20 protein-coding genes are annotated in these 25735 nt (G+C 42.8%); 11 read left to right on the forward strand and 9 right to left on the reverse strand.

The annotated features are described in order from the left end of the window. Positions 1 to 70: 70 nt before the first annotated feature. Genes SKC37_RS06685 through SKC37_RS06700 form a run of 4 tightly spaced genes read left to right on the forward strand, consistent with a single transcriptional unit; the run spans position 71 to position 5702 of the window. Positions 71 to 544 carry a T9SS type A sorting domain-containing protein gene (locus tag SKC37_RS06685; protein WP_377980730.1) on the forward strand — a complete coding sequence of 158 codons (474 nt, stop codon included), beginning with the start codon at positions 71 to 73 and terminating at the stop codon, positions 542 to 544. Between the two features lie 3 nt (positions 545 to 547). After that, a complete protein-coding gene (locus tag SKC37_RS06690; protein ID WP_377980731.1) occupies positions 548 to 1138 on the forward strand; it encodes a hypothetical protein in 591 nt (196 codons plus the stop codon). Positions 1139 to 1146: 8 nt separating this feature from the next. Continuing rightward, on the forward strand, positions 1147 to 3741 hold the full coding sequence (locus SKC37_RS06695) for a beta strand repeat-containing protein (protein WP_377980732.1): 2595 nt from the start codon (positions 1147 to 1149) through the stop codon (positions 3739 to 3741). 8 nt (positions 3742 to 3749) lie between these two features. Continuing rightward, on the forward strand, positions 3750 to 5702 hold the full coding sequence (locus SKC37_RS06700; RefSeq protein WP_377980733.1) for a LamG-like jellyroll fold domain-containing protein: 1953 nt from the start codon (positions 3750 to 3752) through the stop codon (positions 5700 to 5702). Positions 5703 to 5705: 3 nt separating this feature from the next. On the opposite strand, the gene SKC37_RS06705 is transcribed toward SKC37_RS06700, so the two are convergent. Further along, on the reverse strand, positions 5706 to 6866 hold the full coding sequence (locus SKC37_RS06705; RefSeq protein ID WP_377980734.1) for a helix-turn-helix domain-containing protein: 1161 nt from the start codon (positions 6864 to 6866) through the stop codon (positions 5706 to 5708). 11 nt (positions 6867 to 6877) lie between these two features. Beyond that, complete coding sequence (locus SKC37_RS06710; RefSeq protein WP_377980735.1) at positions 6878 to 8047, reverse strand: helix-turn-helix domain-containing protein; 1170 nt, start codon at positions 8045 to 8047, stop codon at positions 6878 to 6880. A 167-nt stretch (positions 8048 to 8214) separates the two neighbouring features. Between SKC37_RS06710 and SKC37_RS06715 the strand changes: the two genes are divergently transcribed. From SKC37_RS06715 to SKC37_RS06725, 3 genes are read left to right on the forward strand one after another with little or no spacing between them, the layout of a single operon-like run. Further along, a complete protein-coding gene (locus tag SKC37_RS06715; RefSeq protein ID WP_377980736.1) occupies positions 8215 to 8694 on the forward strand; it encodes a T9SS type A sorting domain-containing protein in 480 nt (159 codons plus the stop codon). Between the two features lie 3 nt (positions 8695 to 8697). Continuing rightward, positions 8698 to 9288, forward strand: coding sequence for a hypothetical protein (locus SKC37_RS06720; protein ID WP_377980737.1), 591 nt, complete (start codon positions 8698 to 8700; stop codon positions 9286 to 9288). A 19-nt stretch (positions 9289 to 9307) separates the two neighbouring features. Beyond that, positions 9308 to 15823 (forward strand): FISUMP domain-containing protein, encoded by a 6516-nt coding sequence (locus SKC37_RS06725; RefSeq protein WP_377980738.1) that lies wholly within the window; start codon positions 9308 to 9310, stop codon positions 15821 to 15823. Positions 15824 to 15880: 57 nt separating this feature from the next. On the opposite strand, the gene hemN is transcribed toward SKC37_RS06725, so the two are convergent. Beyond that, the gene (gene hemN, locus SKC37_RS06730; protein ID WP_377980739.1) at positions 15881 to 17245 is read right to left on the reverse strand and encodes an oxygen-independent coproporphyrinogen III oxidase; all 1365 of its coding nucleotides are present in this window, start codon (positions 17243 to 17245) and stop codon (positions 15881 to 15883) included. 144 nt (positions 17246 to 17389) lie between these two features. Then, on the reverse strand, positions 17390 to 18784 hold the full coding sequence (locus SKC37_RS06735; protein WP_377980740.1) for an alpha-L-fucosidase: 1395 nt from the start codon (positions 18782 to 18784) through the stop codon (positions 17390 to 17392). 53 nt (positions 18785 to 18837) lie between these two features. Here SKC37_RS06735 and SKC37_RS06740 point away from each other — a divergent pair, with 53 nt between their 5' ends. Beyond that, the gene (locus SKC37_RS06740; RefSeq protein WP_377980741.1) at positions 18838 to 19800 is read left to right on the forward strand and encodes a zinc-binding alcohol dehydrogenase family protein; all 963 of its coding nucleotides are present in this window, start codon (positions 18838 to 18840) and stop codon (positions 19798 to 19800) included. Further along, on the forward strand, positions 19797 to 20159 hold the full coding sequence (locus SKC37_RS06745) for a hypothetical protein (protein ID WP_377980742.1): 363 nt from the start codon (positions 19797 to 19799) through the stop codon (positions 20157 to 20159). Before SKC37_RS06740 ends, SKC37_RS06745 begins: the two co-directional genes overlap by 4 nt. On the opposite strand, the gene SKC37_RS06750 is transcribed toward SKC37_RS06745, so the two are convergent. The 4 genes from SKC37_RS06750 to SKC37_RS06765 are packed head-to-tail and all read right to left on the reverse strand — an operon-like array spanning position 20156 to position 23255. Next, complete coding sequence (locus SKC37_RS06750; protein WP_377980743.1) at positions 20156 to 20581, reverse strand: DUF6174 domain-containing protein; 426 nt, start codon at positions 20579 to 20581, stop codon at positions 20156 to 20158. The two genes, SKC37_RS06745 and SKC37_RS06750, sit on opposite strands and share 4 nt — an antisense overlap. Beyond that, entirely contained in the window at positions 20581 to 21243 is a 663-nt protein-coding gene (locus tag SKC37_RS06755) for a hypothetical protein (protein WP_377980744.1), read from the reverse strand. Before SKC37_RS06755 ends, SKC37_RS06750 begins: the two co-directional genes overlap by 1 nt. Then, positions 21240 to 21818: a PepSY-associated TM helix domain-containing protein gene (locus SKC37_RS06760; protein ID WP_377980745.1), complete on the reverse strand. Its 579-nt coding sequence runs from the start codon at positions 21816 to 21818 to the stop codon at positions 21240 to 21242. Before SKC37_RS06760 ends, SKC37_RS06755 begins: the two co-directional genes overlap by 4 nt. After that, the gene (locus tag SKC37_RS06765) at positions 21819 to 23255 is read right to left on the reverse strand and encodes a DUF2271 domain-containing protein (protein WP_377980746.1); all 1437 of its coding nucleotides are present in this window, start codon (positions 23253 to 23255) and stop codon (positions 21819 to 21821) included. A gap of 98 nt (positions 23256 to 23353) precedes the next feature. Between SKC37_RS06765 and SKC37_RS06770 the strand changes: the two genes are divergently transcribed. Both SKC37_RS06770 and SKC37_RS06775 read left to right on the forward strand, forming a co-directional pair. After that, positions 23354 to 23992, forward strand: coding sequence for a DsbA family oxidoreductase (locus tag SKC37_RS06770; RefSeq protein WP_377980747.1), 639 nt, complete (start codon positions 23354 to 23356; stop codon positions 23990 to 23992). After that, a complete protein-coding gene (locus tag SKC37_RS06775) occupies positions 23989 to 24864 on the forward strand; it encodes an LSm family protein (RefSeq protein WP_377980748.1) in 876 nt (291 codons plus the stop codon). The genes SKC37_RS06770 and SKC37_RS06775 overlap by 4 nt, the downstream gene beginning before the upstream one ends. Here the strand turns inward: SKC37_RS06775 and SKC37_RS06780 are convergent. Beyond that, entirely contained in the window at positions 24861 to 25709 is an 849-nt protein-coding gene (locus SKC37_RS06780; RefSeq protein WP_377980749.1) for a sugar phosphate isomerase/epimerase family protein, read from the reverse strand. The genes SKC37_RS06775 and SKC37_RS06780 overlap by 4 nt on opposite strands. Positions 25710 to 25735: the final 26 nt, after the last annotated feature.

The following is a 25735-nucleotide window of genomic DNA, read 5'->3' on the forward strand; positions in this document are numbered from 1 at the left end:
TCTGTATTATATAGTTGTCTTATGGCAACTCAAAGCACGTTTTTTGTGAAAAATTTTGCCAAAAATGTGCGTGCGAATACTCCTATTCACTCTTTTATCCACTGTTTGTCTAGCCCAAACTAGCCCAGTCAAGATCTCCACCCTATCCTCCGTAATAGGCAGTTCGACCTATTTGCAGTCGATCGGGCAATCCTCCGTGGTAACAGGAACAAGTCCAGCTGGCGGCTACATTATGCGTCAAGGATTCTTGCAACCATCAGCCCGTTTTGCGGGTCGTTCGATTGAGAATAATGTACCGGTTTCATTAGACGTTTTCCCTAATCCATTTACTTCTCAGTTTCGCTTGAAACTCTCTCGTTCCAGTGCCTCACCCAGTCAAGTAGAATTGTATTCCATAGATGGGTTGCGCGTGTGGTCATCTGAGATTGCGGCAAACTTGAGCGAAGTTCAACTTCTCGATTTTGATCGCCTGCGTTCAGGCAAATATATCCTACGCCTCGTGAGTGGGAACCAAGTCATCACTAAACAACTCATTAAAGATTAGTATATGAAAAGAATTTTACTCCTTTTACTTGTTAGCGTTTCTTGTTTCGCCCAGAGCTATAAGTTCGCTGTAGGCTCTAACATTACGTCATTTGTCTTCGCCAATTCAGCGGGTTCGAATCCGTCATTCTTGCGCCCGTCTTCGGGATTGCATTTGAGTCTGTCTCGCGAGGCGTCTCTTTCGAAATCGTTCTTGTATGATTTCGGCATCAACTACAACCAGTTCAATAACGTAGGCGATGTGCAAAACATTCCGTTTTCGTATGCGACTGATTTCATCGGTCTTAACACTGGCATCGGACCTAAGCTTTCCTTAGGAAAAGGCATTTCGTTTATCGCCAAAGCGAATGCATCGGTTTCTACCATGGTTAACGGTAATCAATTTCTATTAAACCGCTACGTGGACTTAGCAAACGATGACCAGTTCAATTCGCTTCGTACCATGTACGGTTACTCGTTTGAGCTGACGAAACAAATCAGCCCACAGGTGGGCGTGTTTGTTAAATACCAGCATTTAGACAGCTACAATTTCGGTAGCTCGACTTTAAACTTCATTCCATCAACATTTAGCATCGGCCTGTGCCTTAGTAAATAATTTGTTCTATGAAAAAGTATCTATTCTCTCTTATTTTCCTTTTGGTTTCATACGTAGGTTTTTCCCAAAAGGGTCTCTCCTACCAAGCCGTTATTCTCGATCCTGCAAAGATTGAAATTCCTGGTCAGGACATTTCTGGCCAGCCTTTAGTCAATGGCGATGTGTGGATGAAATTTAGCATCTACAACGGATCCACCTTGCAGTTCGAAGAGGTTCAGAAAACGAAAACAGACAACTATGGTCTGGTGAACTTATTGATCGGATCTGTTTCTTCTACTTCATTTAATTCTTTGGTTTGGGATAGTTCACAAAAGAGTCTTTATGTCTATGTGAGCTTTGATCAAGGGGGTTCCTACACCAAGATTTCAGAGCAAAAACTGAACTATAATCCCTACGCATTATTCGCAGAAACCGCAGGTAAACTAGGCGGAATACTCGCTATTTCTGGTGGTGGAACGGGTGCGACAACCGCAGCAGATGCGCGGGCGAATCTAGGTTTAGATCAAGTGAATAATACGTCGGATGTGGCGAAGCCGATTTCGGCGGCTACGCAAGCGGCACTGGATTTGAAAGCGAATGCTAGTGATGTGACGGCGGGGTTAGCGTTAAAGGCTAATACGGCAGATGTAACAAGTGCTTTAGATTTAAAAGCTAACTCTTCCGATATCACAAGTGCTTTGGCATTAAAAGCAAATGGGGCTACTGTTGCAACTTCGTTAAATTTAAAAGAGAACGCTGCAAATAAAAGCCTAAATGTTAATTCGGATGGCACCTCTGATGTAAAATATCCGAGTGTTAAGGCAGTGAAAGATTATGTAGATGCGCGTGTTCAGTCAGGAGGCGGGTCTAGTAACGTTACTGATGCGGATGCAAATACAAAAGGTATCATTCGATTAGCGGGTGATTTAGGCGGAACGGCAACAGCTCCAACTGTTCCTGGGTTAGCATTAAAGGCATCTGCAACAGATGTAACGACGTTAACAGCTACAGTAAATGCAAACACGGCAAGTATCACAGCTAATTCTACAGCTATCGCTACTGAAACGACAAGAGCAACAGCTGCTGAATTAACTTTGGCAAATAATGTAACGTCAAATACTGCTAGTATCACTGCTAATTCTACCGCTATAAATTCAAAAGCACCGCTTGCTTCACCTACATTTTCTGGAGCAGTAACTGCTCCTATCTATGCATCGACACCGCAAGCGTTAACGGATGGTTCAACGATTTCTTGGAATCCGTCATTAGGGTTAAATGCCAGCGTTACTTTGGGAGGAAATAGAACATTAAGTTTTACAGCCACTCCTGCTACTGGATCATACGGAACATTAGTCTTGACACAAGATGCTACGGGAGGTAGAACCATCACGTTACCTTCTACTACAAATAAAGTTTTGGGCTCCACTTCAAGTACAACTATTGATTTGTCTACCGCTGCTAACGCAATAGACATTGTCAATTTTTATTATGACGGTACAAATTATTATTGGAATATAGGTCAAGGTTATGGCCAAGCTGTTTCATCAGGATCCACTAATTTAGCCTCTGATGTCACGGGCACTTTAGCTGTTGCGAACGGGGGAACAGGAGCTACAACATTAACAGGACTTGTAAAAGGAAATGGAACTAACGCAATGACAGCTGCTGTCGCCGGCACTGATTATCTAGCACCAAATGGCAGTGCAGCTAACCTAACAAATTTTCCAACTTTGAATCAAAATACTACTGGGAATGCGGCAACTGTAACAACCAATGCTAATTTAACTGGTGATGTTACGAGTGTAGGTAATGCATCTACTGTTGTGAAAATAAATGGAACCTCGTTAGCTGGTTTATCAACTGGTATCTTAAAAAATACCACTGCCACAGGTGTACCAACCATCGCAATTGCTGGTACGGATTACCAAGCACCTATTACAATAACTACAACAGGCACAGGTGCTGCCACTTTATCGGGCACGACTTTAAATATCCCTACACCTTCTAGTGGAAGTAGTAACACGCATACCATTGGAGAATCTTATGGGGGTGGAGTCGTCTTCTATACCTGGGATAATGGTGCACACGGTTTGATCGTTTCTCTTACGGATCAGTGTTGCAATAATAGTACGATTGGAAGATTTTCTGCAGGTACTGCAACGAATACATTAGCTTATAATGGAAGTGGGGGCGCATCTACAAGTAATCAAACGGCATTTACCACAATTTCAGGCGGTGGTGTAGGTGCAGGTAAGAAAAATACTTTATTAATTCTTGCATCACAAGGCTTGGGTAATGGGAATAAATATGCAGCAAGATATGCAAATGAATATAGTATTTTATCAGATGGAGTTCTTTACGATGATTGGTATTTAGGCTCCGTAGACGAATATCACCTACTTGCAAATAATTATCCTCAAGTTTTAGCAAACAATAGTTTCACACCCTTAAATGGCCCAAATAAAGATTATTGGACCTCAACGGAAATAAATTTAACGGATGCATTTACTGTATATATTCGAACAAATAGTACTACTTCAAACATTTTTAATGTATTTCCAAATGCTAAGTCCATGTTTAATAATGGAGGCTATGGCAATGTTAGAGCAATTCGTTCATTCTAAATACTAAGATGAAAAAATTCCACCTCCTGATATTCCTCCTCCTCCTCACCGCCTTCATTTCTAATGGACAGCGGATTATGTTCAGCAGACAAAACAAGTATGTGGCACCTAGCATCTTTACGCCCACTATCTCTGCAACTTCTGTTGTTTCAACTATTTCAAGATATGGAGCAAGCAGTGGAGGAACTATCACAGACAATGGTGGTGCACCTATTTTGGCTTCTGGTATTTGTTGGAGTGCTACTTCAAATACACCCACAATAGCCGATAACAAAACAACAGATGGAACTAGTATTGGTACTTTCATAAGTTCATTAAATGGATTAACCGCAGGAGTTACCTATAATGTAAGAGCCTATGCAACTAATAGCAAAGGCACTAGTTATGGAGCGGTTCAAACATTTACAACCACACCAACTTTGGTAATTCCATTAGTTGGTTCTAGTTTAGGCGGGGGCAAAGTTGCCTATGTATACCAAAATGGGGATCCTGGATATACCTCAACAACTATTCCAGTATTGATTGCTGCAAATGCGGATCAAATAGGAAGTTTAGCAGGAGGCACTGAAAAGTGGTCAATTGGAGGACTAACTGGAAATGCGCAACGAGTGGGATTGATCGGTTCAACTTATGAAGCACTTGGAGCAGGTCTTTCAAATACAAATGCCATTATAAGTGCTTATGGAAATGGAAACTATGCCGCAAAACTTGCAAGAAATTATACTGATGGCACCTACACAGACTGGTATTTACCGAGTAAGAATGAATTTAGCAAGTTATATCAAAATAGAAACGCAATAGGAGGGTTTTCCGCAGATAGATATTGGGTTTCCTCAGAAATAGATCAACCAAGTTCAACTAACACTTTGGGTATTTCAATAAGATTTAGTGATGGGTATACTGGAGGAGATTCAAAAGCCTGGAATTTATTAGTTAGACCCGTTCGTACTGTAGTACTAAACCCATCCACTACTCCAGCTTTAGCAACTACTACGCCTGCTTCTTCCATTAGTACAACTTCTGCAGTTGTTGCCGGGAACGTAACCGACGAGGGAATGACACAAGTTAGTGCAAGAGGATTTGTGTATGGAACAAGTGCGGGTTCGTCCACCTTTAGTATAACCACAGGTTCAGGCGCTGGCTCGTTTACAACAACCTTAACAGGATTAACTGAAGGAACTACTTATTATTTTAGACCGTTTGCAACCAATGCTCAAGGCATTTCTTATGGAACTGCTGAACAAACATTTACAACTACATTCTCAGCACCAAATATTGTGACCAATGGTCTAGTGTTAAATTTAGATGCGGGGAATCCTTCCAGTTATAATGGGAATGGGAACACATGGACTGATTTATCAGGGAGTGGAAACAATGGAACCTTAGTTGGTGGTGTGACCTATAATTCAAGTAATCAAGGATCTCTAGTTTTTAATGGGAATTCGAGTGGAACAACTGACTCATATGTAAACTTGCCAGCGACGACTGATTTTGCTTTTGGTTCAGGCGATTTTACTGTGGAGATGTGGATTTATGCTAATACAGGAAATAATGTCTCCACATTTATCAGCATGAATAGTATTACCGCTTCCGGATTTGCCGCTCTAAGATTAGAGTATTATAATTCAAATTTAGATGCTTTTCATTCAAGTGACGGAGCTAGTCATTTAACATCTCAGACAGCCATTTCACCATTGACTGCAAACAATTGGACGCATCTTGTTTTATCAAGGATAAATGGTAATGCTAAAATCTATCTGGATGGAGTTGAAAAACTCAGTTACTCTTTAGTAGGCTCTTTAACGGCTTTAGGTAATTCTAGAATAGGGGCCTTAGATGGCTTTACAAATCGTAATCATTCAGGAAAAGTTGCGATTACTAGAATATATAAAGGGAAAGGCTTGACGCTATCCGAAGTGTCTACTAATTTCAACGCAGTTAAATCCCGCTTCGGCCTATAACCTCTACAAATTCTCCCTAATCCAATCCACCGGCGTTGTCCCATAGGCTTCCTTAAAGGTCTTGTAGAAAATGGATTTGCTCTTGAAGCCGGACATCTCCGCGATTCCCTCGATGGACGTGGTTAGGTGGGTGCCGGAACGTAATAGGTTAGTCGCATGTTCGATGCGTAATTTGTTGCGGTAGGTGGGGAAAGGGACTTTTAATTGCTTGTTAAAAAAGTTCGTGACCCGGTTGTGGGGGATGTTCAAAGCCTGCGAAATGTCGTGCAGGGAGAATTGGGTTTTGACGTATGGTTTTTCCGTTTCGATGTAGGCAATGATGCGCGCGAAGTCGGTGGATTTTTCGAAGGAATCGTCTGCTGAGGTTTTGGCATGCTCAGAAGTCACCTTTTTCCACGTCAGCAGGAAGTTATCCAAAAATGAGAGTGGCTCCTTTTCATTGTACAACCAGTTAGGCACAAAAAAGAAACTGATGGGCAATACCAGTGATTGAAAATACAGGTAATTCGTATTGACCGCATCCGGATTAAAGAAGTCAATCATCCCGGTTTGTTTGGAATTTAAACTCAACAAAAACACCACAACTAAGCCGGGAATAATGGTTAAAAAGGATACAATAAAAATACGTGTGAAAAGGACTGTCACTTTCTTTTTAATATAGATTCCCCCACCTGCTTTCAATTGATTAATAAACCAGACACCGTAAATAACAAAGGCGGTGTTATAAATAGATATAAATAAATACTGCTGTTTTAGTGACAGAAATAAGTAGCCTTTTAAGTATTGACTTAAAAGAGGTTCACTTAAATAAACCACCCTATTTTCAAAGGGTAAGGAATAAAAGGGAATTAAATTAATCAGAAATAGGAGTGTGGGAATTGAAAATAAAAGCAAACGCTTATTCCATACAAATTCCCCTTTCATCAGACTCTTCAGGTAGTACAAAAAGAACGGTCCCTGTAGAACAATTAATGGGGACAAATGGTAAACTAAGGTAAATGTGGTGGCGTCTTGCGTAGTATTAAGTACAAGCAAAGAGAATTGAGTCAAGGCTTTATCTAAGATAATAAATACGAGATAAGCGACCCCGCGGTTTTGATTCCAGTGATTCACAATGAAAAAAAACGCGACTAATAGTACAAGAATGATCGAAGTGTATAACATATAATCCTTATTTAACTTTTCAAATTCTCCTTAATCCAATCAATGGGCGTCGTCCCATGTTCTTCCTTAAACGTCTTGTAGAAAATGGATTTACTTTTGAATCCAGACATCTCCGCGATACCCTCGATGGACGTGGTTAAGTGAGTGCCTGTGCGCAATAAGTTAGTCGCATAGTCGATTCGCAATTTGTTGCGGTACGACGGAAACGCGACTTTTAATTGTTTGTTAAAACAGGTGGTCACCCGATTGTGGGGGATGTTCAATGCTTGCGAAATATCGTGTAAAGAGAAAGCTGTGTTGACGTAGGGCTTTTCGATTTCTATGTAGGAAATGATGCGTTCAAAGTCGGTGGATTTTTCGAGGGGATCTTCGGCTGAGAATTTGGCATTCTCCGTAAACATCCTTTTCCAGGTAAGTACGAAGTTTTCCAAAAAAGACATAGGATCTTTCTCGTTATACAACCAGCTAGGAATCAAGAAAAAGCTGATGGGCAATAACAGTGTCAGAAAAAATAAGGATTGATTCGTGAAGACTTCTGGATTGACAAAGTCAATTTTCCCCAGCTGTTTTGACTTCGAAGTCAACAAAACCACCAGCACTAAATTGGGAATTATATTGATCGGTAAGATGACGAAAATTCGGTTTATTAGAACAGTAACTTTCTTTTTGATGTATGACCCATTCACCGCTTTCATCTTTTTTAAGAACCGTATACCATAAATGATACATCCTACATTAAACAGCATCGTTAATGAAATCTGGTAATTAATATGCAGAAATAAATGAGCTAGTGGAGGCCTTTTTACAACCGCCATTTGAAAATAGTCCACCTTATTTTCAAATGGGATCGCGTAATACGGGAGTAAATTTATCGCACATAAAACAGCAGGAATAGACAACACGAGAAAAGTGGTATCCCACACAAATTCTCCTTTCACCATACTTTTAAAATAATAAATAACAAAAGGACCTGCGAGTGCGTGCATCGGGTCAAGGTGAGCAATTAAACTCGCTAATACCAGCGGATCCCGAGAGGTATTCAGCACCAATAAAGTCGTTTGCTTCAGGCTAAATACCAAGATGGCGAGGACTAAATAAACGACCCCTTTGTTTTGATGCCAGTGATTAAGCAAGAAAAAAAGTGCGACAACTAGCACAAGTATGAGCGATGTGTATAACATAAAATAACGCTTTAGAACCTGAGGATAATATTAGTTCAAAAATGTGATTAATGAACTATCCCGTTTTCTAGCTGTTGTTCAAAAACAAATTTTGTGAACAACTAAATCTGAACTTTGAATCATTTAGCGATTTCTAAGCACTTTTTTTGGGCATTCAAATTCAGAAAATGCTCCAGAGAATCGCGTTTCTTCTAGTCGTGTCCATTGCAAGTTTCGCTCAAACGAACCCCGCAAAGATCTCCACCCTTTCCTCCGGTATAGGCAGCTCGACCTATTTGCAGTCGATTGGACAATCATCCGTGGTGACAGGCACAAGTCCTGCTGGCGGTTACATTATGCGCCAAGGATTCTTGCAACCGTCATCCCGTTTTGCGGGTCGTTCTATTGAGAATAATGTTGCGGTTTCTTTAGATGTTTTCCCTAATCCATTCGTCTCTCAGTTTCGGTTAAAACTCTCTCGCTCGAGTGCCTCTCCTAGTCAAGTAGAATTGTATTCGATCGACGGATTGCGCGTGTGGTCATCCGAGATTGCGGCAAATCTGAGCGAAGTTCAATTACTAGATTTTGATCGCCTGCGGTCGGGCAAATATATCCTCCGTCTGGTGAGCGGGAACCAAGTCATCACTAAACAACTCATTAAAGATTAGTATATGAAAAGAATTTTACTCCTTTTACTTGTTAGCGTTTCTTGTTTCGCCCAGAGCTATAAGTTCGCTGTAGGCTCTAACATTACGTCATTTGTTTTTACGAATTCGGCGGGTGCGAATCCGTCATTCTTGCGCCCGTCGTCGGGATTGCATTTGAGTCTTTCGCGTGAGGCGTCGCTTTCGAAATCGTTCTTGTATGATTTCGGTGTTAACTATAACCAGTTCAATAATGTAGGCGATGTGCAAAACATCCCGTTTTCGTATGCGACTGATTTCATCGGTCTTAACGCTGGCATCGGACCTAAGCTTTCGTTAGGAAAAGGCATTACGTTTTTCGCCAAAGCGAATGCATCGGTTTCTACGATGGTTAACGGTAATCAGTTTCTACTAAACCGCTATATAGACTTAGCAAACGATGATCAATTCAATTCGATGCGTACCATGTATGGCTACTCTTTTGAGCTGACGAAACAAATCAGTCCGCAGGTGGGCGTGTTCGTGAAATACGAGCATTTAGATAGCTACAATTTCGGTAGCTCGACTTTAAACTTCATTCCATCAACATTTAGCCTAGGCTTAAGTCTAAGTAAATAATACTTGCATTCACTGTTCTATGAAAAAGCTTCTATTCTCTCTTATTTTCCTTTTGGTTTCATATGTAGGTTTTTCCCAAAAGGGCCTCTCCTACCAAGCCGTCATTCTCGATCCTAATAAGATCGAAATCCCAGGTCAAGACATCTCCAGCCAGCCTCTAGCCAACGGGGATGTATGGCTGAAATTCAGCATCTATAACGGATCCACTTTGCAGTTTGAAGAGGTACACAAAACCAAAACCGACAACTACGGTCTTGTGAATTTGTTGATCGGATCGGTTTCTTCTACTTCATTTAATTCCTTGGTTTGGGATAGTTCTCAAAAGAGTTTACAAGTATATGTAAGCTTTGATCAAGGGAGTTCCTACACCAAGATTTCAGACCAAAAACTCAACTACAATCCCTACGCTTTATTTGCCGAAACGGCAGGTAAATTAAGTGGTGTTTTGCCTGTAGCTAATGGGGGAACAGGTGCGACAACCGCAGCGGATGCACGGGCAAATCTAGGTTTAGATCAAGTAAATAACACCTCTGATGCGGCGAAGCCGGTTTCGACGGCGACACAGGCGGCCTTGGATTTGAAAGCGAATGCTAGTGATGTGACAGCGGCATTAGCTGCAAAAGCGGATACGGGAACAATTAAAGCCTATGTTGATACGAAAATAGGATCTAATAACAACACATCTAATCAATCATCCTCTTCCAATATATCAAATGCAGCGCTTGCCGCGAAAGCTGATACTTCATTTGTATTAGCTCAAGTTGCAGCAGCGACGATAGCCGATGCAGATGCAAATACAAAGGGAAAAATTAAATTAACAGGGGATTTAAATGGAACAGCGGATGCGCCTACAGTACCAGGCCTAGCCTTGAAAGCGAATGTAACAGATTTAGTAACATTGACTTCCACCGTTAATGCAAACACCGCAAGCATCACCGCTAATGCAAACGCTATCACATTGAAAGCGCCTATCGCCTCTCCCGTATTTACTGGAACGGTAGCCATAGGAACAGCTAATCCGTCAGCCGGAGCAGTATTAGACATCACCTCAACATCTAAAGGTCTACTATTACCACGCTTAACTTTCGCCCAAAAATCAGCCATCGTTTCCCCTGAAGCAGGACTTATTTTATGGTGTTCTGATTGTGGTACTAATGGCGAATTACAAGTTTACAATGGTACTAACTTTGTCAATATGGTGGGGGCAAATGCGCAATTTGCTTTGCCATCTGTGACATCAACAGCGTCAGCTACCTCTATCACTTCCAGTGCTTTAACGAGTGGTGGTGTGATTGATGCGGATGGTGGAGCTTTCGTTACAACCCGTGGTGTGGTTTGGAACACTAGCACTAATCCAACCATTTCTTTATCCACAAAAACTACGGATGGAACAGGCATTGGCACATTTTCAAGTGCAATCACTGGCCTTACTTCTGGAGTTACTTACTATGTCAGAGCCTATGCGACGAATAGCGTAGGGACAAAATATGGTCCTGAAATCTCAGTTAATACGGCGCAAGCAGTGGCTACTCTAGCTTCTACTACATTAGCTAGTTCAATAGGTGCGAATACAGCGACAAGTGGGGGTAACATTACTTATAATGGTGGAGCCACAGTAACGGTGAGCGGTTTAGTTTGGTCAACAAGTGCTAATCCAACCACTTCAGATAGTAAAACAACAAATGGTACAACTAACGGAATCTTTACAAGTAACATCACCGGTTTAACACCAGGTACTTTATACTATGTTCGCTCCTATGCGACCAATAACGTGGGTACAAGTTACGGGGCACAGACAAGTTTTACCACTTTAAATACGGCTAGCATTTCAGCCACTACATCGGTAACATCCATTACGTCGACATCAGCTACAAGTGGTGGTACAATTACGACAGACGGAGGAGCAGCGGTATCAGCAAGAGGTATTGTATGGGGAACGAGCACCGGTTCATCTACATTCAGTGTAACTACAGGATCGGGTACAGGTACATTTGTAAGTAATTTGACTGGATTAAGTCCTGCCACCACTTATTATGTTAGATCATTTGCGACAAATACCGTAGGGACGGTGTACGGAACCGAAACTAGCTTTACAACAATAGCTGTTGCGCCAACATTAACTACTACTGCAGCTTCCAGCATCACAAGGTATGCTGCCGTATCTGGCGTCAGTATTAACTCAAATGGTGGTTCAGCGATAACAGCTTCAGGTATATGCTGGAGTACGACAGCCACACCCACAATCTCGGATAATAAAACAACTGATGGTACATTATCAGGAACATTCACTAGTTCCATCACAGGGTTAACGGCAGGCACGACCTATTATGTTAGGGCCTATGCGACGAATGCGATAGGAACCGGTTATGGAGATGCCCAAAGCTTTACTACATCATCACCAGCCTTAATACTACCAACTATTGGTTCATCTTATGGTGGGGGTAAAGTGGCCTATGTTTATCAAAATGGAGATCCAGGTTATTCATCAAGTAGTATACCGGTACTAATTGCGGCAAATGCCGACCAGGTAGGTAATTTGTCTGGAGGAACAGCCTTGTGGTCTATCACAGGTGGTAGTGGTGTTGCGCAAAAAGTTGGATTGATAGGGTCTTCTTTTGAAGCACTTGGCGCTGGTCTTTCAAATACAAATGCGATAATTAGTGCATACGGAACAGGAAATTATGCAGCCAAATTTGCTAGAGATTATACAGATGGAACTTACAATGATTGGTACATGCCTAGTATCAATGAATTAGGTAAATTATATATAAACAGAGTGGCGATTGGAGGATTCTCAACACAATATTATTGGAGCTCTACTGAAGTACAAGAATCGTCTACTCAAATTTCTGGATATTCTTGGTCATTTAATGGCTCAGGAAATGATAAACATATGGATACAAAGGCTTGGAATATGAAGATTAGAGCAGTAAGAACCACTACTATTGTTCCATCTACATCAAGCGCTCCAATAGTAGCAGCAACAACTTCTGCTGCAAGTATTACATCCTCAAGTGCAATCTTAGGAGGTAATGTGACAGACGAAGGATCAACAGAAGTGAGTGCGAGAGGTTTAGTATACGGAACAAGTACAGGCTCATCAACCTTTAGTGTGACTGTAGGATCAGGTGCTGGAACATTTACAAGCACACTAACAGGTCTAACACAAGGAGCGACTTATTTTGTTCGTTCATTTGCTACGAATGTACAAGGAACTTCTTATGGCGCTGAAACTAGTTTCACCACACAAACTGCCGCAACTTTATCTGCAACCGCTACTCCAACATCAATTACAACTACTTCAGCTATAAGTGGAGGAACCATTAGCAGTACAGGTGGGGCAACAATTACTACAAGTGGTTTAGTTTGGGGTGCAAGTATAAATCCAACAATTGCATTATCAACAAAAACAACGGATGGTACAACTTCTGGAACATTTACAAGTTCTATCACAGGATTAACACAAGGAACAACCTATCATGTTCGTGCCTATGCGACTAATTATTTAGGAACAAGTTATGGTCCAGATGTTACATTTACTACAATTGCTACGCCTACAATTTCAGGAACTTCTTCTGCTACATCCATCACCTCATCCACAGCAACTGCAGGGGGAACCATTACTTCAGATGGTGGTGCAAGTGTTACTTCAAGGGGTTTAGTTTATGGAACAAGTTCAGGTGCTTCTACCTATAGTGTGACAACGGGAACAGGTACGGGCACGTATACAAGTAGCTTAACTGGATTAAGTCCTGCAACTACTTATTTCGTAAGATCATTTGCAACCAATAGTGTGGGAACAGTGTATGGTACAGAAACTAGCTTTACAACCATTGCTATTGCGCCAACACTTACAACAACAGCAGCTAGTAGTATTACAAAATACGCTGCAAGCGCGGGTGGAACCATCACATCAAATGGAGGATCAGCTATTACTGCATCAGGTATTTGTTGGAGCACCACGGCCACACCAACAACTGCTAATAGTAAAACAACAGATGGAACAACTAGTGGAACATTTACAAGTTCCATTACAGGATTGACCGCTGGAACAGTTTATTATGTGAGGGCTTATGCAACGAATGCAATCGGAACAAGTTACGGTGCAGCACAAAGCTTTACAACTTTATCTACGCCGGTAGCTCAAACATCTGTTTTGATAGGTACACAGAGATGGACAGATAAAAACCTGAATGTGGCAAATTATAGAAATGGAGACGCCATTACTTATGCGGCTAATTCGGCGCAATGGGCTGCCGCAACTTCAGCAGGCGAGGGAGCATATACATATTTAAAATATGCGTCGGGAGATGGTGGTGCAACGTATGGCAAACTATACAATTGGTATGCTGTAAATGATGCAAGAGGTCTAGCACCGGCTGGTTATCATATCCCAACTTTATCAGAATGGACAACATTAAGAAGTTCGCAAAATTTAAATGGGACCACTTTGAAGTCAAATACAACAGATTGGAGCGGTGAATTTAGTAATGTTAATAATAATATTAGCGTTACTCCAAATGCTAACTATAATTTGTATAATGGAACAAATTCAACAGGCTTTAATGTCTTACCAGGAGGAAGTATATTTAATACTGGAACAAATGGTAACTATGGATCTGCCTCTTTTTGGACAGCAACACAGGATGCAACTAATCCAACAAGAGCTGAATGGTTGTATTTTCATCCTTCTTTCTTCTATGTTGGTTCTGATTGTTGTGCAACAGAAAATAAACAAACGGGTATGTCTGTTCGTTTAGTAAAAGACAACAATTTAGTTGAATCTTCTCCAACAACGCCTATTCTTGCATCCACAACTTCTGCTGCAAGTATTACATCCTCAAGTGCAATCTTAGGAGGTAATGTGACAGACGAAGGATCAACAGAAGTGAGTGCGAGAGGTTTAGTATATGGAACAAGTACAGGATCTTCTACATTTAGTGTAACTATTGGATCGGGCGCTGGAACATTTACAAGTACACTAACAGGTCTAACACAAGGAGCTACTTATTTTGTACGTTCATTTGCTACGAATGTGCAAGGAACAACTTATGGTGCTGAAACTAGTTTCACAACACAAACAACACCAACTGTTTCTGCTACTTCAGCACCTAGTTCAATTGCAACGACAACAGCTATAGGCGGCGGAACAATTGGTAGCACAGGTGGGGCAACCATCACTACAAGTGGTTTAGTCTGGGACTTGGCGGTTAATCCAACTATCGCTCTTTCTACAAAAACAACCAATGGTGCAACTTCTGGAACATTTACAAGTTCCATCACAGGTTTAACACAGGGAACAACTTACCATGTTCGTGCCTATGGGACTAATTATTTAGGAACAAGTTATGGTCCAGATATTACATTTACCACTTTGACAACACCTACAGTTTCAGCAACGGCAACTATTTCATCCATTACAGGAACGACTGCTACTGGTGGTGGAACAATTACGGCTGATGGGGGTGCAAGCGTAACTTCAAGAGGCGTAGTTTACGGTACAAGTTCTGGTTCATCAACTTATAGTTCAACTAGTGGTACTGGTACAGGTGCTTATGTAAGTAGTTTGACTGGATTAAGTATCGCAACTACCTACTATGTAAGAGCTTATGCTACCAATAGTGTGGGGACTAGTTATGGGCCAGAGGTTTCGTTTTCTACACCAAACACTGCCACAATAGCTTCAACAATTACTTCAACAATAACAAGTTCAACTGCTATTTTAGGAGGGGTTTTAAGTTCAACTGGTGGAGCTACAACATCAATAGGTATAATCTATAGTACATCTTCAACTTTTGGTACTTATTCTACAACTACGATAAATGCAAATGCAGTTGCAGGTACTTATACGACAACTATTTCAGGATTATCTGCTGTCACTACATATTATACAAAAGCATATGCAACTAATACTGCAGGAACAACTTATGGTCCAACAATAAGCTTTACTACTCCAGTTGCTCCTATTGCAGTAAATGATATTTACGGTGGAGGTATTGTTTATTATATTCTGCAACCAGCGGATAATGGGTATGATCCCAATGTTCAGCATGGATTAATTGCACAACAAAACAATGAGGCGCATAATAGTGGAAATATTACTTGGGATAAAATTGCATTAAATGGAAATACAATTACTGCTGCTGCGCAAAATGATGGAACACTAGTTGGGAGGGCAAATACAGCTGCAATTATAGCGAATCAAGGCAACGGCACTTATTTATTTAAATATGTTTCAACGCTTACTATAAATGGATATAATGATTGGTATGTTCCTTCAATTAAAGAATTAAACTTATTTAGAAACTATGTATATAATACTACTTATTGTAATTCTAATGGTGCTTTCCCTTTTTATTGGTCTAGTAAAGCTAATTCTAGCTATAAATGGGCATGGGGAGCTTATGTTTCTTCAACACAATCTGGTTCTTCATATTACACAAATTATCTAGAAAATAACAGTGTCGGCACTAGAGCATTTAGTCAAACACAATCAGGAGATAATTTTGTTTATCTGGCAATTAGATCATTCTAAAAAACATTAGAACAATCAGATTCCCAAAACCCGATGGACCATGTCCCTCGGGTTTTTTTACACCCCCCTACTAAACTGCGGCGTGGCCTCCGCTGTCGCCAGCAGTTTTAGGTCAAAAGCCTTGCAGATATTGCGGATAAAATGCTTGCCTAAATCTGTGACGATGACGCCGTGTTCGCCCCAGGTGACGAGGTCATCGATGGCGAGTTCGTCGAGTTCGTGGAAGGTGTATTGGCGGAGGACTTCGAGGTCCTCTTTGTGGAAATGGGTCTTGCCTTGGCAGGCAATGTCGAGGATGTATTGGCGCATTTTTTGGTCCATCTGACTTAAAAAATAGCCCTTGAAAACGGCCAGTTCGCCGGCGTGGATTTGCTGGTAATATTCCTGAATCGTCTTCTTGTTTTGGGCAAAACCGTAGTAAATATCACTGATGCTCGAGACGCCTAAACCTAAAAGCAAACCTGTCTGCTGCACGGTATAGCCCATAAAGTTGCGGTGCAAGGTGCCCTCGTTATGCGCCTTAACCATCAAATCCGATGGAAGCGCGAAGTGATCCATCCCAATGTCCGTGTAACCGGCGGCGCGGAAAAGCTCCTTGCCTTTTTGGTATAACTGCATCTTCTCAGACGCCTCAGGTAAATCATTTTCGTCAAAAAGTCGCTGCGCCTTGCTCGTCCACGGCACATGTGCATAAGAATAAAACGCAATACGATCCGGCCGCATCGAAATCGCATCCTGAATGGTCTTTTCGATCCGCGGCAAGGTCTGCAAAGGCAGGCCATACACTAAATCCAAGTTCACAGACTCATACCCGATCTCCCGCGCCCACTGCACCACCTGTCTCACATTTTCCAAAGGCTGCACCCGATTAATCACCTCCTGAACCTGGGGATTACTGTCCTGCATCCCAAAACTCACGCGGTTAAATCCGAGCTCAAAAAGCGTTTGCAAATGCTCCCGTGTCGTATTATTTGGATGTCCCTCGAAACCGAATTCGTGGATCTTTGGCACAACTGAATCCGCTAAAATCCCCTGCAACATCCGCTGTAAATTCTGCGGCGAAAAGAACGTAGGCGTTCCGCCTCCGATATGTAATTCCCGAATAACGGGCTTCGCCGTCATCGATTTTCGATACAAATTCCACTCCTGTAACAGCACATCGATGTACTCCTCCTCCACGGAATGATTCGTCGTAATGCGCTTATTACAGCCACAAAAAGTGCAGAGTTTCTCGCAAAAAGGCAAGTGAATGTACACGCTAATCCCCTCCTGTTCATTGCTCTCCTCGAAACGACGCACGAACATCCGTTCCCAGTGTTCGCTGTCAATCGTCTCATCCCAAAACGGTACCGTCGGATAACTCGTGTAGCGCGGAATCGCTACGTTGTACTTGTTCAATAAATCTAAACTTACCGGTTGCATGGGGGCAAAGGTAGCTTTGAGAGGATTGTTGAAAAATGACGAATGTCAATTTTGCTAAAAGCAAAATTAAATGGTGAATGGTAAACGGTAAATGGTGAATGAGGGCGCCATTTACCATTCACCACTTACCATTTACCATTATTACTACTCTATTGACGAAGTCAACTTAAAAACCCACGCATACTGACACGGACTATTCCCCGGTGTAACCGCAGGAGGTGCGATACTTACAACTCCATTTTTAAACGTCGACTTAACTGTTACGTTAGATCCAACTAAAGTAACCAAAACTGGTTTTTTCACACCCGCCACCTGAAGCGCAGCCGTCGGGAATTCCGTCGTAATCAGATACAAATCGCTGCCCTTTTGAGTGAAGTATTGTTTGGTGGCGGGCGTGACCTTAGGAGCTTTGGCCCACTTACGAGTACCATAAATCCCCTCGCCATTCACCTTTAACCAAGACCCGATGTCCGTCAAACGCTGCTGCATAATCACCGGAATTCTGCCATCCGCAGTGGGCCCAATGTTCAGCAATAAATTGCCTCCGCGCGCGACCTTGTTAATCAACATGTGCACGAGCTGCTCGGAGCTGGAATAGTCCTCGAGATTTTCGTTTCGGTTATAGCCAAAAGATCCGGCGATGCCGCGGCATTCCTCCCAGGGTTTGGCAAAATCCAACCCATTCGCATCCCCATTATGTACTAAATCGTATTCCGTGGTGTAAAATCCACCGTGCTTACTGCGCGTTTCCTTGCCCCAGCGATCGTTCACGACTACACTTTCGCGCACCGGCGAATCGTTGTATAGCCAAGACAAAAACTCCGTGCTGCGCAACTTATCCGACGTGTAATCCCACTCGCCATCCGTCCAAACCAAATCCGGATGGTACGTATTCACTAAGTCCTTCATCTGCGGGAACATGTGCTGGTCGATGTACTCGTTCAGCGTCTCCTTTTTATACAAGGGATTGTACCACTCGAGAAGCGAATAGTAGTAACCCATTTTGATATTTTTGCTTTTGACAGATTTTGTCAAATCTCCTAATAAATCCCGGTGCGGACCCACATCGACCGCGTTCCAATTCCAAGATTGTTTTGATGGCCAAAGCGTAAAACCCTCATGGTGTTTCGACGTCAACACGACATATTTTGCTCCTGCATTTTCGAACAATTTTGCCCATTCATCTGGCTGAAAAAGCTCGGCTTTAAATTGATTCGTGAAGTCTTGGTATTTGACATTGGGCCCAAAAGCCTTGTTATGAAAATCCGTAAAGAATTGCTGCGTCTTATTCGGCTCTTGCCAGCGACGCCAGTACCATTCCGCATAGCGATCGTACACGCCCACTTTATCTCTTGCCGTCGGACTATAAGCCGGCACAGAATACAATCCCCAGTGAATGAATATGCCAAATTTCGCATCTTCAAACCAGCCCGGAACGGGGCGGCTGTCGATGGATTCCCAGTTGTTTTGGTAGGTTTTTTGGGCGAACGCGTTGCCAGCGAAAAGGCAAAACGCCAGAATTAAGAACTTGATTTTCATAAGGTTTAGATTTTATCGAGCCTAATTTAATTAAAATTGTTAATTTCAACCCCATGCAACAATGGATATGTAATCAGCCCGGAACCTTAAGTCTTCAAGAAGCAGAAATGCCTCTTCGTACACCCGGATTTTCCCTCCTTCGCGTACGCAACATCGGCATCTGCGGAACTGATATTCACGCCTTCGCTGGCAACCAACCTTTCTTTTCGTATCCCCGCATTTTAGGCCACGAACTGGCCGTAGAAATCGTTGAATCTGACACATTCTCCCCTGGCGAATTAGCGACGATTATCCCTTATTTTAATTGTGCTACTTGCGGGGCGTGCTTAATGGAACGGTCGAATTGCTGTGAAAACATACAGGTTTTTGGGGTACATACAGACGGCGGAATGCGCGAATATATTGTGGTGGAAGATCGCTACATTTTACCGGGGAATGGCCTTTCAGCAGATGAACTTGCCTTAGTAGAACCTTTATCGATTGCGGCACACGGACTTCGCCGCGCGGATCTAAAAGCAGGCGAAAAAGTCCTCGTGATGGGCGCCGGACCTATTGGTCTTTTCACGATTTTACTGGCTAAAATTCAGGGGGCATTAGTTGCAGTCGCGGAACCCAACGCCTCTCGTTTGCAATTTTGCTTGGAGAATTTAGGGGTTTCGGAAGCTTCCTCAGCGGCCTACAGCACCGTCATCGATGCCACCGGAAATCTAAACGCTATTGAATCCGGTTTCGCCAAAATGGCGCACGGCGGAAAATACGTTTTGATTGGATTACAAAAACAAGCGATCTCCTTTTCACATCCGGAATTTCATAAAAGAGAAGCCACTTTAATGAGTAGCCGAAACGCGACTTTGGAAGACTTCCACTACGTCATGAATTTATTCCGCGATGGTAAGATTCAGGCAGATAAATTCATCAGCCATCGCTTCACAAAAAATCAAGTTCCTGGTATTTTTACAAAAATGAACGAGCCAAATCAACAAGTAATCAAGGCGATGATTACTTTAGCGGAATGAAACCACTACTCCTATTCTGCCTACTTTTAGGCGCCTGTAAATCCCAAGAAGTGCTGCCCGAAAACTGCTACAAAGGGCGTCTTTCCCTGAAGGGTATTTGCAATAATTACGTGATTGAATTAGTCGAAGGATCGATAGACACATCGAAGCTCGAAGTAAAGTGGAAAAATCCGGATACAGGTAAAAACTATACCAATGCCTTCGCACTATCAAACCCCTGCGCCTTACCGGTTAGCCTAAAAGAAGGGGACGAATTCTTTTTCAAGTTAGATTCCACCCAGCTAACTGCAGAATGCGTTACGTGCAAAGCCTATAGCCCTACGCCTAGGAAATCTTTACCTATCTCAATCTGTCCCTAGTTGATTTTGAAATTCGTCACCTCATAGCCGATTTCTTCGTCCGCTATCATTTCTGAAAAGTCGAAGAAGACATTCGTAGGGTAGCCATAAGTTGGATTGAAATTCAATACTTTCTTCGCTGGATTTTTGTCGACGTTCGCCTTAATGACTTGCAATAATTCTGGAATAGTATACATCACACCGTAGCGTTCCGCGGCATTATAGGGCGCTCCATTCACACTCGCAATTTTGCCATTTTGAACGACAATTTGATGCGGCCCCACATATTCCAGGGGACAAAAGCAAACACGCTTAAAGGAAAATGAATAGTTAACAATCTTCTTTTCGTTCCAAAGATTCAGATTCGTCGTCGCGTCATCCAGCGGCTCCACGGTTTTGCAACCCAAGAAAGAAAGGCAAAATAAAAAAAGTAATTTCTTCATTACAGCGCTAGACGGGTAAACAGACCTACATTATCTTTCTCCATCTTCATCGGTCCATAGTAATCGAAATTCGCTCCTAGACCTACAGTGAATTTTCCTTTGGTAATACCCGCACGCAACATCAAGGCACTACGGGCGTGAGTTCCTTCGCTTAAACTAGCGACATGTAAAATCTGGGCTTTGGAATAAAAAGAAAGGTCCTTCGATATAGCCGGCTTAAATTCTACGATACCAATGGTAGAGATGGCACGCGATGGCTGTACATTCATATTGGGATTCAATAAAAATAACCACGTCCGATTCGCCTTAAAATACTGCAAACCCACCTGTGGCACTAAGCCTAATTTATAATGCCATTCCGCCCCAGCCGTCGCTCGAATATTCCCAAAAAGCTTGTACGTGAGGTTATTCACAATCACTAATTCCGTCTCTGAAGCGGTGTTATTATAATCCACCATCCCTGTGCTGAGATTAAAATAACTCAACTTCCCATCCGCTGAAACGGGTCGATTGATAACACCGATAAACTGAACTCGATTATTTCCAAAAGTCGCCTCCACCGGAAGTGGCGGAAGGGGAGCGTGGTCTTGACCAAACACAGCTACTGAACAGAAAAGTAAAATGGTGAATGGTAAATGGTGAATGGTGAATATACGTTTCATACAAAATAATAAAATACCCAGGCAACGATCCCGCCGATAGCTAACCAAAGCATCCCGTTCGTCCTCTTTTTCTTTAAAAATAATAACAAAATTAACCCCGTTACCGAGATAACAATCATAAAGATCGCAGAAAAGTCAATGACCCAAGACCAAGACTTCCCGGTATCACGCCCTTTGTGCAGGTCGTTAATAACGGCAATAATACCCATCTTCGTTTCTGTCAATTCGTATTTCCCATCCGCACGATTCACGAAGAAATCTGCCGTATATCCGGGTCCTTGGAAAGAGATCGAAATCTCTTCTTCATCGATTCTGAAATCGTTCAATTGTCCCTTAATACTATGGTTCGCGCGAAGTTGTTCTACTATTTCGAGTTTGGGGATTTTGGCGGTATCAGCCACCGAAACCCACTTACCATTCACAGAACCCTTCAGTTCAGAAACGACTGTACTTTCTGGAAACCAATCCACATGGTTCAGGGTCAAACCCGTCACCGAAAAGAACAACACAATAATGAAACTGAACATCGACAAATAGATGTGCAGCCACCTCGACCACGTCGCTAAATCTCTCATTTACTTTGCTTTATAGACTAATGAAGCGGCGGTCATTTCCTCGCCACCGGCTAAGGTTTGGCTTTTGGCCTTCCCATCAAACTTCATTTCTTGCTTAATCAACTGATACGTTCCGTGCTCGCGAGCCGCCTCGATAAACACGGTATATTTCCCCAAAGGTACATATTCCCCCGCATCATTCTTCCCATCCCAAACCAACGTATACTGCCCCGCCCCACGCGTCGCACCTGTCACCGAAGCCGCATCAAACTCCACTTCTCTTTTCGCCGCAAACCAAGAACGCAAATCCGGCAACCAACGTGGCTTATTATACCAAACTGCGATACGCTTCACCGGCTTATGTTTCTCATCCTCTATCCAAACCGCCACAAACGGACGACGCGCGCGCCCTTCGAAACGGGCTAATTCGAAATTGATATCTAAGCTTTGGCCTGCTGTCCACAACTTCTCTTTGACATTCACTAAACTGATCGCGGACTTCTCTACAGATGTCGCTGGCCAGTTCTCACTTCGATATTCCGCTCCCTCTTTGTCCACCAGTAAATACGATGCCTCCGGATACTGAGTAGCTAAATCAATAGAAGCCTCCACGCCCAACACGTTGAATGCAGTTGCCAAAGCCCCAGCCGTCACCGCATCCTCGTGCGCCACCGTCGCCGAAATCACTTCCGATGCCGGTTCCGCCGTCCGCGGATCCATAATGTGCGAATAATGCACCCCATCGATATCCGAACCTCTTCTATAATCGCCCGATGTCGCCACCGCTTGATTATTCACCTGGATATAACCTAAAACATCCGCGTTCTCTCCCGCATTTCGCGGATCAGATACGCCTATTTTCTCTGTCCAATCTCCTTTCACCACAAAATCACCCCCTATATTCACGACCACACCGGCCACTCCCTCCTCTTTCATCGCCTCTTCGGCTGCTTTCTCCATTACATAAGACTTTGTGAAGCTGTGCAATTTCAATTCTGTGTCCGTTAATCGCGTCGCTCCGTTTTCGTCTAGTGACCAATGCGCCTGATTCACTTCATTCACCGCCAACGCTAAGTCTGAAGCTGAAGGAGTTTCAGAAGCCCACATTTTGGCAATATGTTCCGACGCCGGATTCAAAGCTCCGTCCGTTTTCACATTCCATTCCTCGAAATGTTGTAACACCTCGCGCAATTCGGAAGAAATTTCGATGGACTCGCAACGCGTTTCGCTCCACGATTTAAACTCGGAAGAGGACATGGAAGACAATAATTCATTCAAGCGATTAATCTCGGCTAACACCTTCGATTCTGCGGTGGAAGCAGCGGCTTCTGACGAAGCGATAATCTTAAGATCTAATGAAGTACCTAAAACATTTTCAAAATGTGCGGTTAATAAACCGTTAGCTGTAGAAGCGCTGGGCGTTAAACTAAGAAGACTTAGGGCGATTGTATTGATCATAGGGTTTGTATTTAGACCACAATATTGAAAAATAAAGTGTTTATTGGAATGATTTTTGCGATAAAGCGTTGAGATTTGTAGATATAATCGGGGAAATAATGAAAATCGAGATTTGGAGTGATATCATGTGTCCGTTTTGCTACATAGGCAAAAGGCATTTGGAAAAAGCATTAGAAACGTTTCCTGGAAAGGATGAAGTGGAGATTGAATGGAAGAGCTTCCAATTAGACCCTACGATTCCGATGGAACTAGGCGAAGAAACGAGTGTCTATGATTATTTAGCCGCGCGCAAAGGCATCTCCTTAGAGCAAGTGAAGTTGATGCACGACCGCGTTTCGGACATGGCAGAAGCGGTAGGCTTACACTATGATTTTGATCAGGCCAAAGTCGCCAATTCCCTTAAATCCCACCACCTCATACAATACGCGAAAGACCAGGGCAAAGGCGATGCCATCGAGGAACGCTTATTTCAGGCCTATTTTATGGAGGGCAAAAACCTAGCGCAAGATGACGCGCTCATAGCATGTGGAGAGGCCGTAGGATTAGAACGCGCGGCAATTCTGAATGCCTTGCAAGACGAGAATTACGCGTACCGCGTGAAACAAGATATTCAAGAGGGAGAGAACTTGGGCGTGCGAGGCGTGCCATTCTTCGTTTTTGACAGAAAATACGGTATTTCCGGTGCGGAACCCATCGAAGTGTTTACCAAAACCTTATTGCAAACAGCCGCAGAATGAAAAAGCTCTTAACCGCCATACTCCTATTAATCACGATTGCAGCAAAAGCGCAGGATTCTACTTATGTCTCCGTCGAACTGAAAAATGGGAAAAGTGTATCGGGTCAATTGATCCATAAATCTGAGGCAGAAGTAACTGTCGCTACAAAGGATTTAGGCAAAGTCACGCTAGCCTGGTCCGCCATCAAGTCAATTAACCTGATTTCAAAGGAAGGGAAAGGCCAAAACACGCACCCCACCCGCTATTTCTTCGCTCCTTCAGCGATTCCTTTGAAAAAAGGAGACAAATATTACCAAAACGCTCTTTTCCTAGTCAATTCTTTCCAAGCGGGAATAACAGATCATTTCTCCATAGGAGGCGGATTAGTCGTCCCTTTTGCGCTTTTTATCACGCCTAAAATAGGCTACCAGGTAGCGGATAAAGTACACGTAGGTGGAGGAATTCTATTTGCCACTTCCTTGATAGGAGGATTGAATTTTGGGGTAGGAACAGTCTACGGATCTGTCACCTACGGGACAAAAGAAAGCAACCTAACCTTAAATACGGGATTAGGGGCGTACAATGAAAACACCGGTTTAGGTAGAGATGATTATAACTGGAAGTTTGCCAGCCATCCGATGTTCACTTTATCGGGTATGACACGCGTTTCGAATAAAGTCATGTTACTTACTGAGAACTGGTTTTTCTCTAACAAGACCGTGAATTATGACTCGAATGGTCAATTCTTAAATTCCTCAACAGCGTATAATGGGATTCTATCCGGAGGCGTAAGAATTTTACTAGAACGCTCCGCCCTCGACGTGGGGTTTTTAGTTCCTTCCAGCATCGAAAGTGGAGCGATCCCTTATTTGGCTTATAATATCAAATTCTAAAGACTCTTCAAGTACGCAATACTAATAGGTACAAATTGCTCCTCCTGATTACTTTCGTCTTCAATGAAGCAATGCTCGATACCATTCTTCTTCGCAAGTTTGATGATTGCTTTCCAATTTCCTTGACCCGTTCCCACCGGAACATCGTTTTCAGCTGGAGTCCCGCCAGTTAAATCGCCCGCCACGCCTTTGCGCAAATCTTTCACGTGCATTAGCTTAAAGCGCGTCGGGTATTTCTTCAATAATTTCTCTGGCATAGAAGCGCCGCCGCCGTGCATCGTCCACAACACATCCATTTCGAAAGAAACGTATTCCGGATTCGTGTTTTTGATGATGTAATCTAAAAGTGTTTCGTCTTTGCCAAAAGGCTGGAACTCATACCCATGATCATGGTAACAAAGGGTCAATCCATTTTCCTTGAATTGCTTTCCCGCTTTATTGAATAAGGCAACAGCCTTCTCCGCTTCTTCCAAAGTAAAGCCTCCGCGAACTTTGTGAGGAATCCAGGCACACATCACGAATTTCGCGCCTAATGTTTTTGCGTTAGCAATCGCCTCTGCCGGATTCTCTAACTGCTCATAACCCACGCCAGTAGATGGGACGCTGATTCCGCGATCCGCACACATTTGCTTGAATTCTGCTGGAGTCTGACCCTTTTGGGCCCCACCTTCGATTTCTGTGATGCCCATCGATTTAATTAGGTCGAGAGTCTTCGCTACATCTTTAGGGAATTGATTCCGGAAAGTATAGGCTTGAACACCAATCGGATAGGTGTATAATTTTTGCGCTTGCACAAAAGCTGGCAATGCCAAAAGGCAAACAATGAGTAGTTGTTTAATTTTCATATACATATAGGTTTTATGTAAAAATG

It is taken from the genome of Aquirufa esocilacus, from assembly GCF_042715595.1.
In the GTDB taxonomy this organism is placed as follows: Bacteria; Bacteroidota; Bacteroidia; order Cytophagales; family Spirosomataceae; genus Aquirufa; species Aquirufa esocilacus.

Bases quoted from the DNA above. Each gene is read 5' to 3' on its own strand.
- SKC37_RS06750 (WP_377980743.1), bottom strand. From the start codon at position 20,581: ATGAAGAAATTACTTTTTTTATTTTGCCTTTCTTTCTTGGGTTGCAAA.
- SKC37_RS06720 (WP_377980737.1), top strand. From the start codon at position 8,698: ATGAAAAGAATTTTACTCCTTTTACTTGTTAGCGTTTCTTGTTTCGCC.
- SKC37_RS06755 (WP_377980744.1), bottom strand. From the start codon at position 21,243: ATGAAACGTATATTCACCATTCACCATTTACCATTCACCATTTTACTT.
- SKC37_RS06765 (WP_377980746.1), bottom strand. From the start codon at position 23,255: ATGATCAATACAATCGCCCTAAGTCTTCTTAGTTTAACGCCCAGCGCT.
- hemN (WP_377980739.1), bottom strand. From the start codon at position 17,245: ATGCAACCGGTAAGTTTAGATTTATTGAACAAGTACAACGTAGCGATT.
- SKC37_RS06710 (WP_377980735.1), bottom strand. From the start codon at position 8,047: ATGTTATACACATCGCTCATACTTGTGCTAGTTGTCGCACTTTTTTTC.
- SKC37_RS06690 (WP_377980731.1), top strand. From the start codon at position 548: ATGAAAAGAATTTTACTCCTTTTACTTGTTAGCGTTTCTTGTTTCGCC.
- SKC37_RS06745 (WP_377980742.1), top strand. From the start codon at position 19,797: ATGAAACCACTACTCCTATTCTGCCTACTTTTAGGCGCCTGTAAATCC.
- SKC37_RS06715 (WP_377980736.1), top strand. From the start codon at position 8,215: ATGCTCCAGAGAATCGCGTTTCTTCTAGTCGTGTCCATTGCAAGTTTC.
- SKC37_RS06705 (WP_377980734.1), bottom strand. From the start codon at position 6,866: ATGTTATACACTTCGATCATTCTTGTACTATTAGTCGCGTTTTTTTTC.
- SKC37_RS06740 (WP_377980741.1), top strand. From the start codon at position 18,838: ATGCAACAATGGATATGTAATCAGCCCGGAACCTTAAGTCTTCAAGAA.
- SKC37_RS06735 (WP_377980740.1), bottom strand. From the start codon at position 18,784: ATGAAAATCAAGTTCTTAATTCTGGCGTTTTGCCTTTTCGCTGGCAAC.
- SKC37_RS06775 (WP_377980748.1), top strand. From the start codon at position 23,989: ATGAAAAAGCTCTTAACCGCCATACTCCTATTAATCACGATTGCAGCA.
- SKC37_RS06780 (WP_377980749.1), bottom strand. From the start codon at position 25,709: ATGAAAATTAAACAACTACTCATTGTTTGCCTTTTGGCATTGCCAGCT.
- SKC37_RS06700 (WP_377980733.1), top strand. From the start codon at position 3,750: ATGAAAAAATTCCACCTCCTGATATTCCTCCTCCTCCTCACCGCCTTC.
- SKC37_RS06725 (WP_377980738.1), top strand. From the start codon at position 9,308: ATGAAAAAGCTTCTATTCTCTCTTATTTTCCTTTTGGTTTCATATGTA.
- SKC37_RS06760 (WP_377980745.1), bottom strand. From the start codon at position 21,818: ATGAGAGATTTAGCGACGTGGTCGAGGTGGCTGCACATCTATTTGTCG.
- SKC37_RS06770 (WP_377980747.1), top strand. From the start codon at position 23,354: ATGAAAATCGAGATTTGGAGTGATATCATGTGTCCGTTTTGCTACATA.
- SKC37_RS06695 (WP_377980732.1), top strand. From the start codon at position 1,147: ATGAAAAAGTATCTATTCTCTCTTATTTTCCTTTTGGTTTCATACGTA.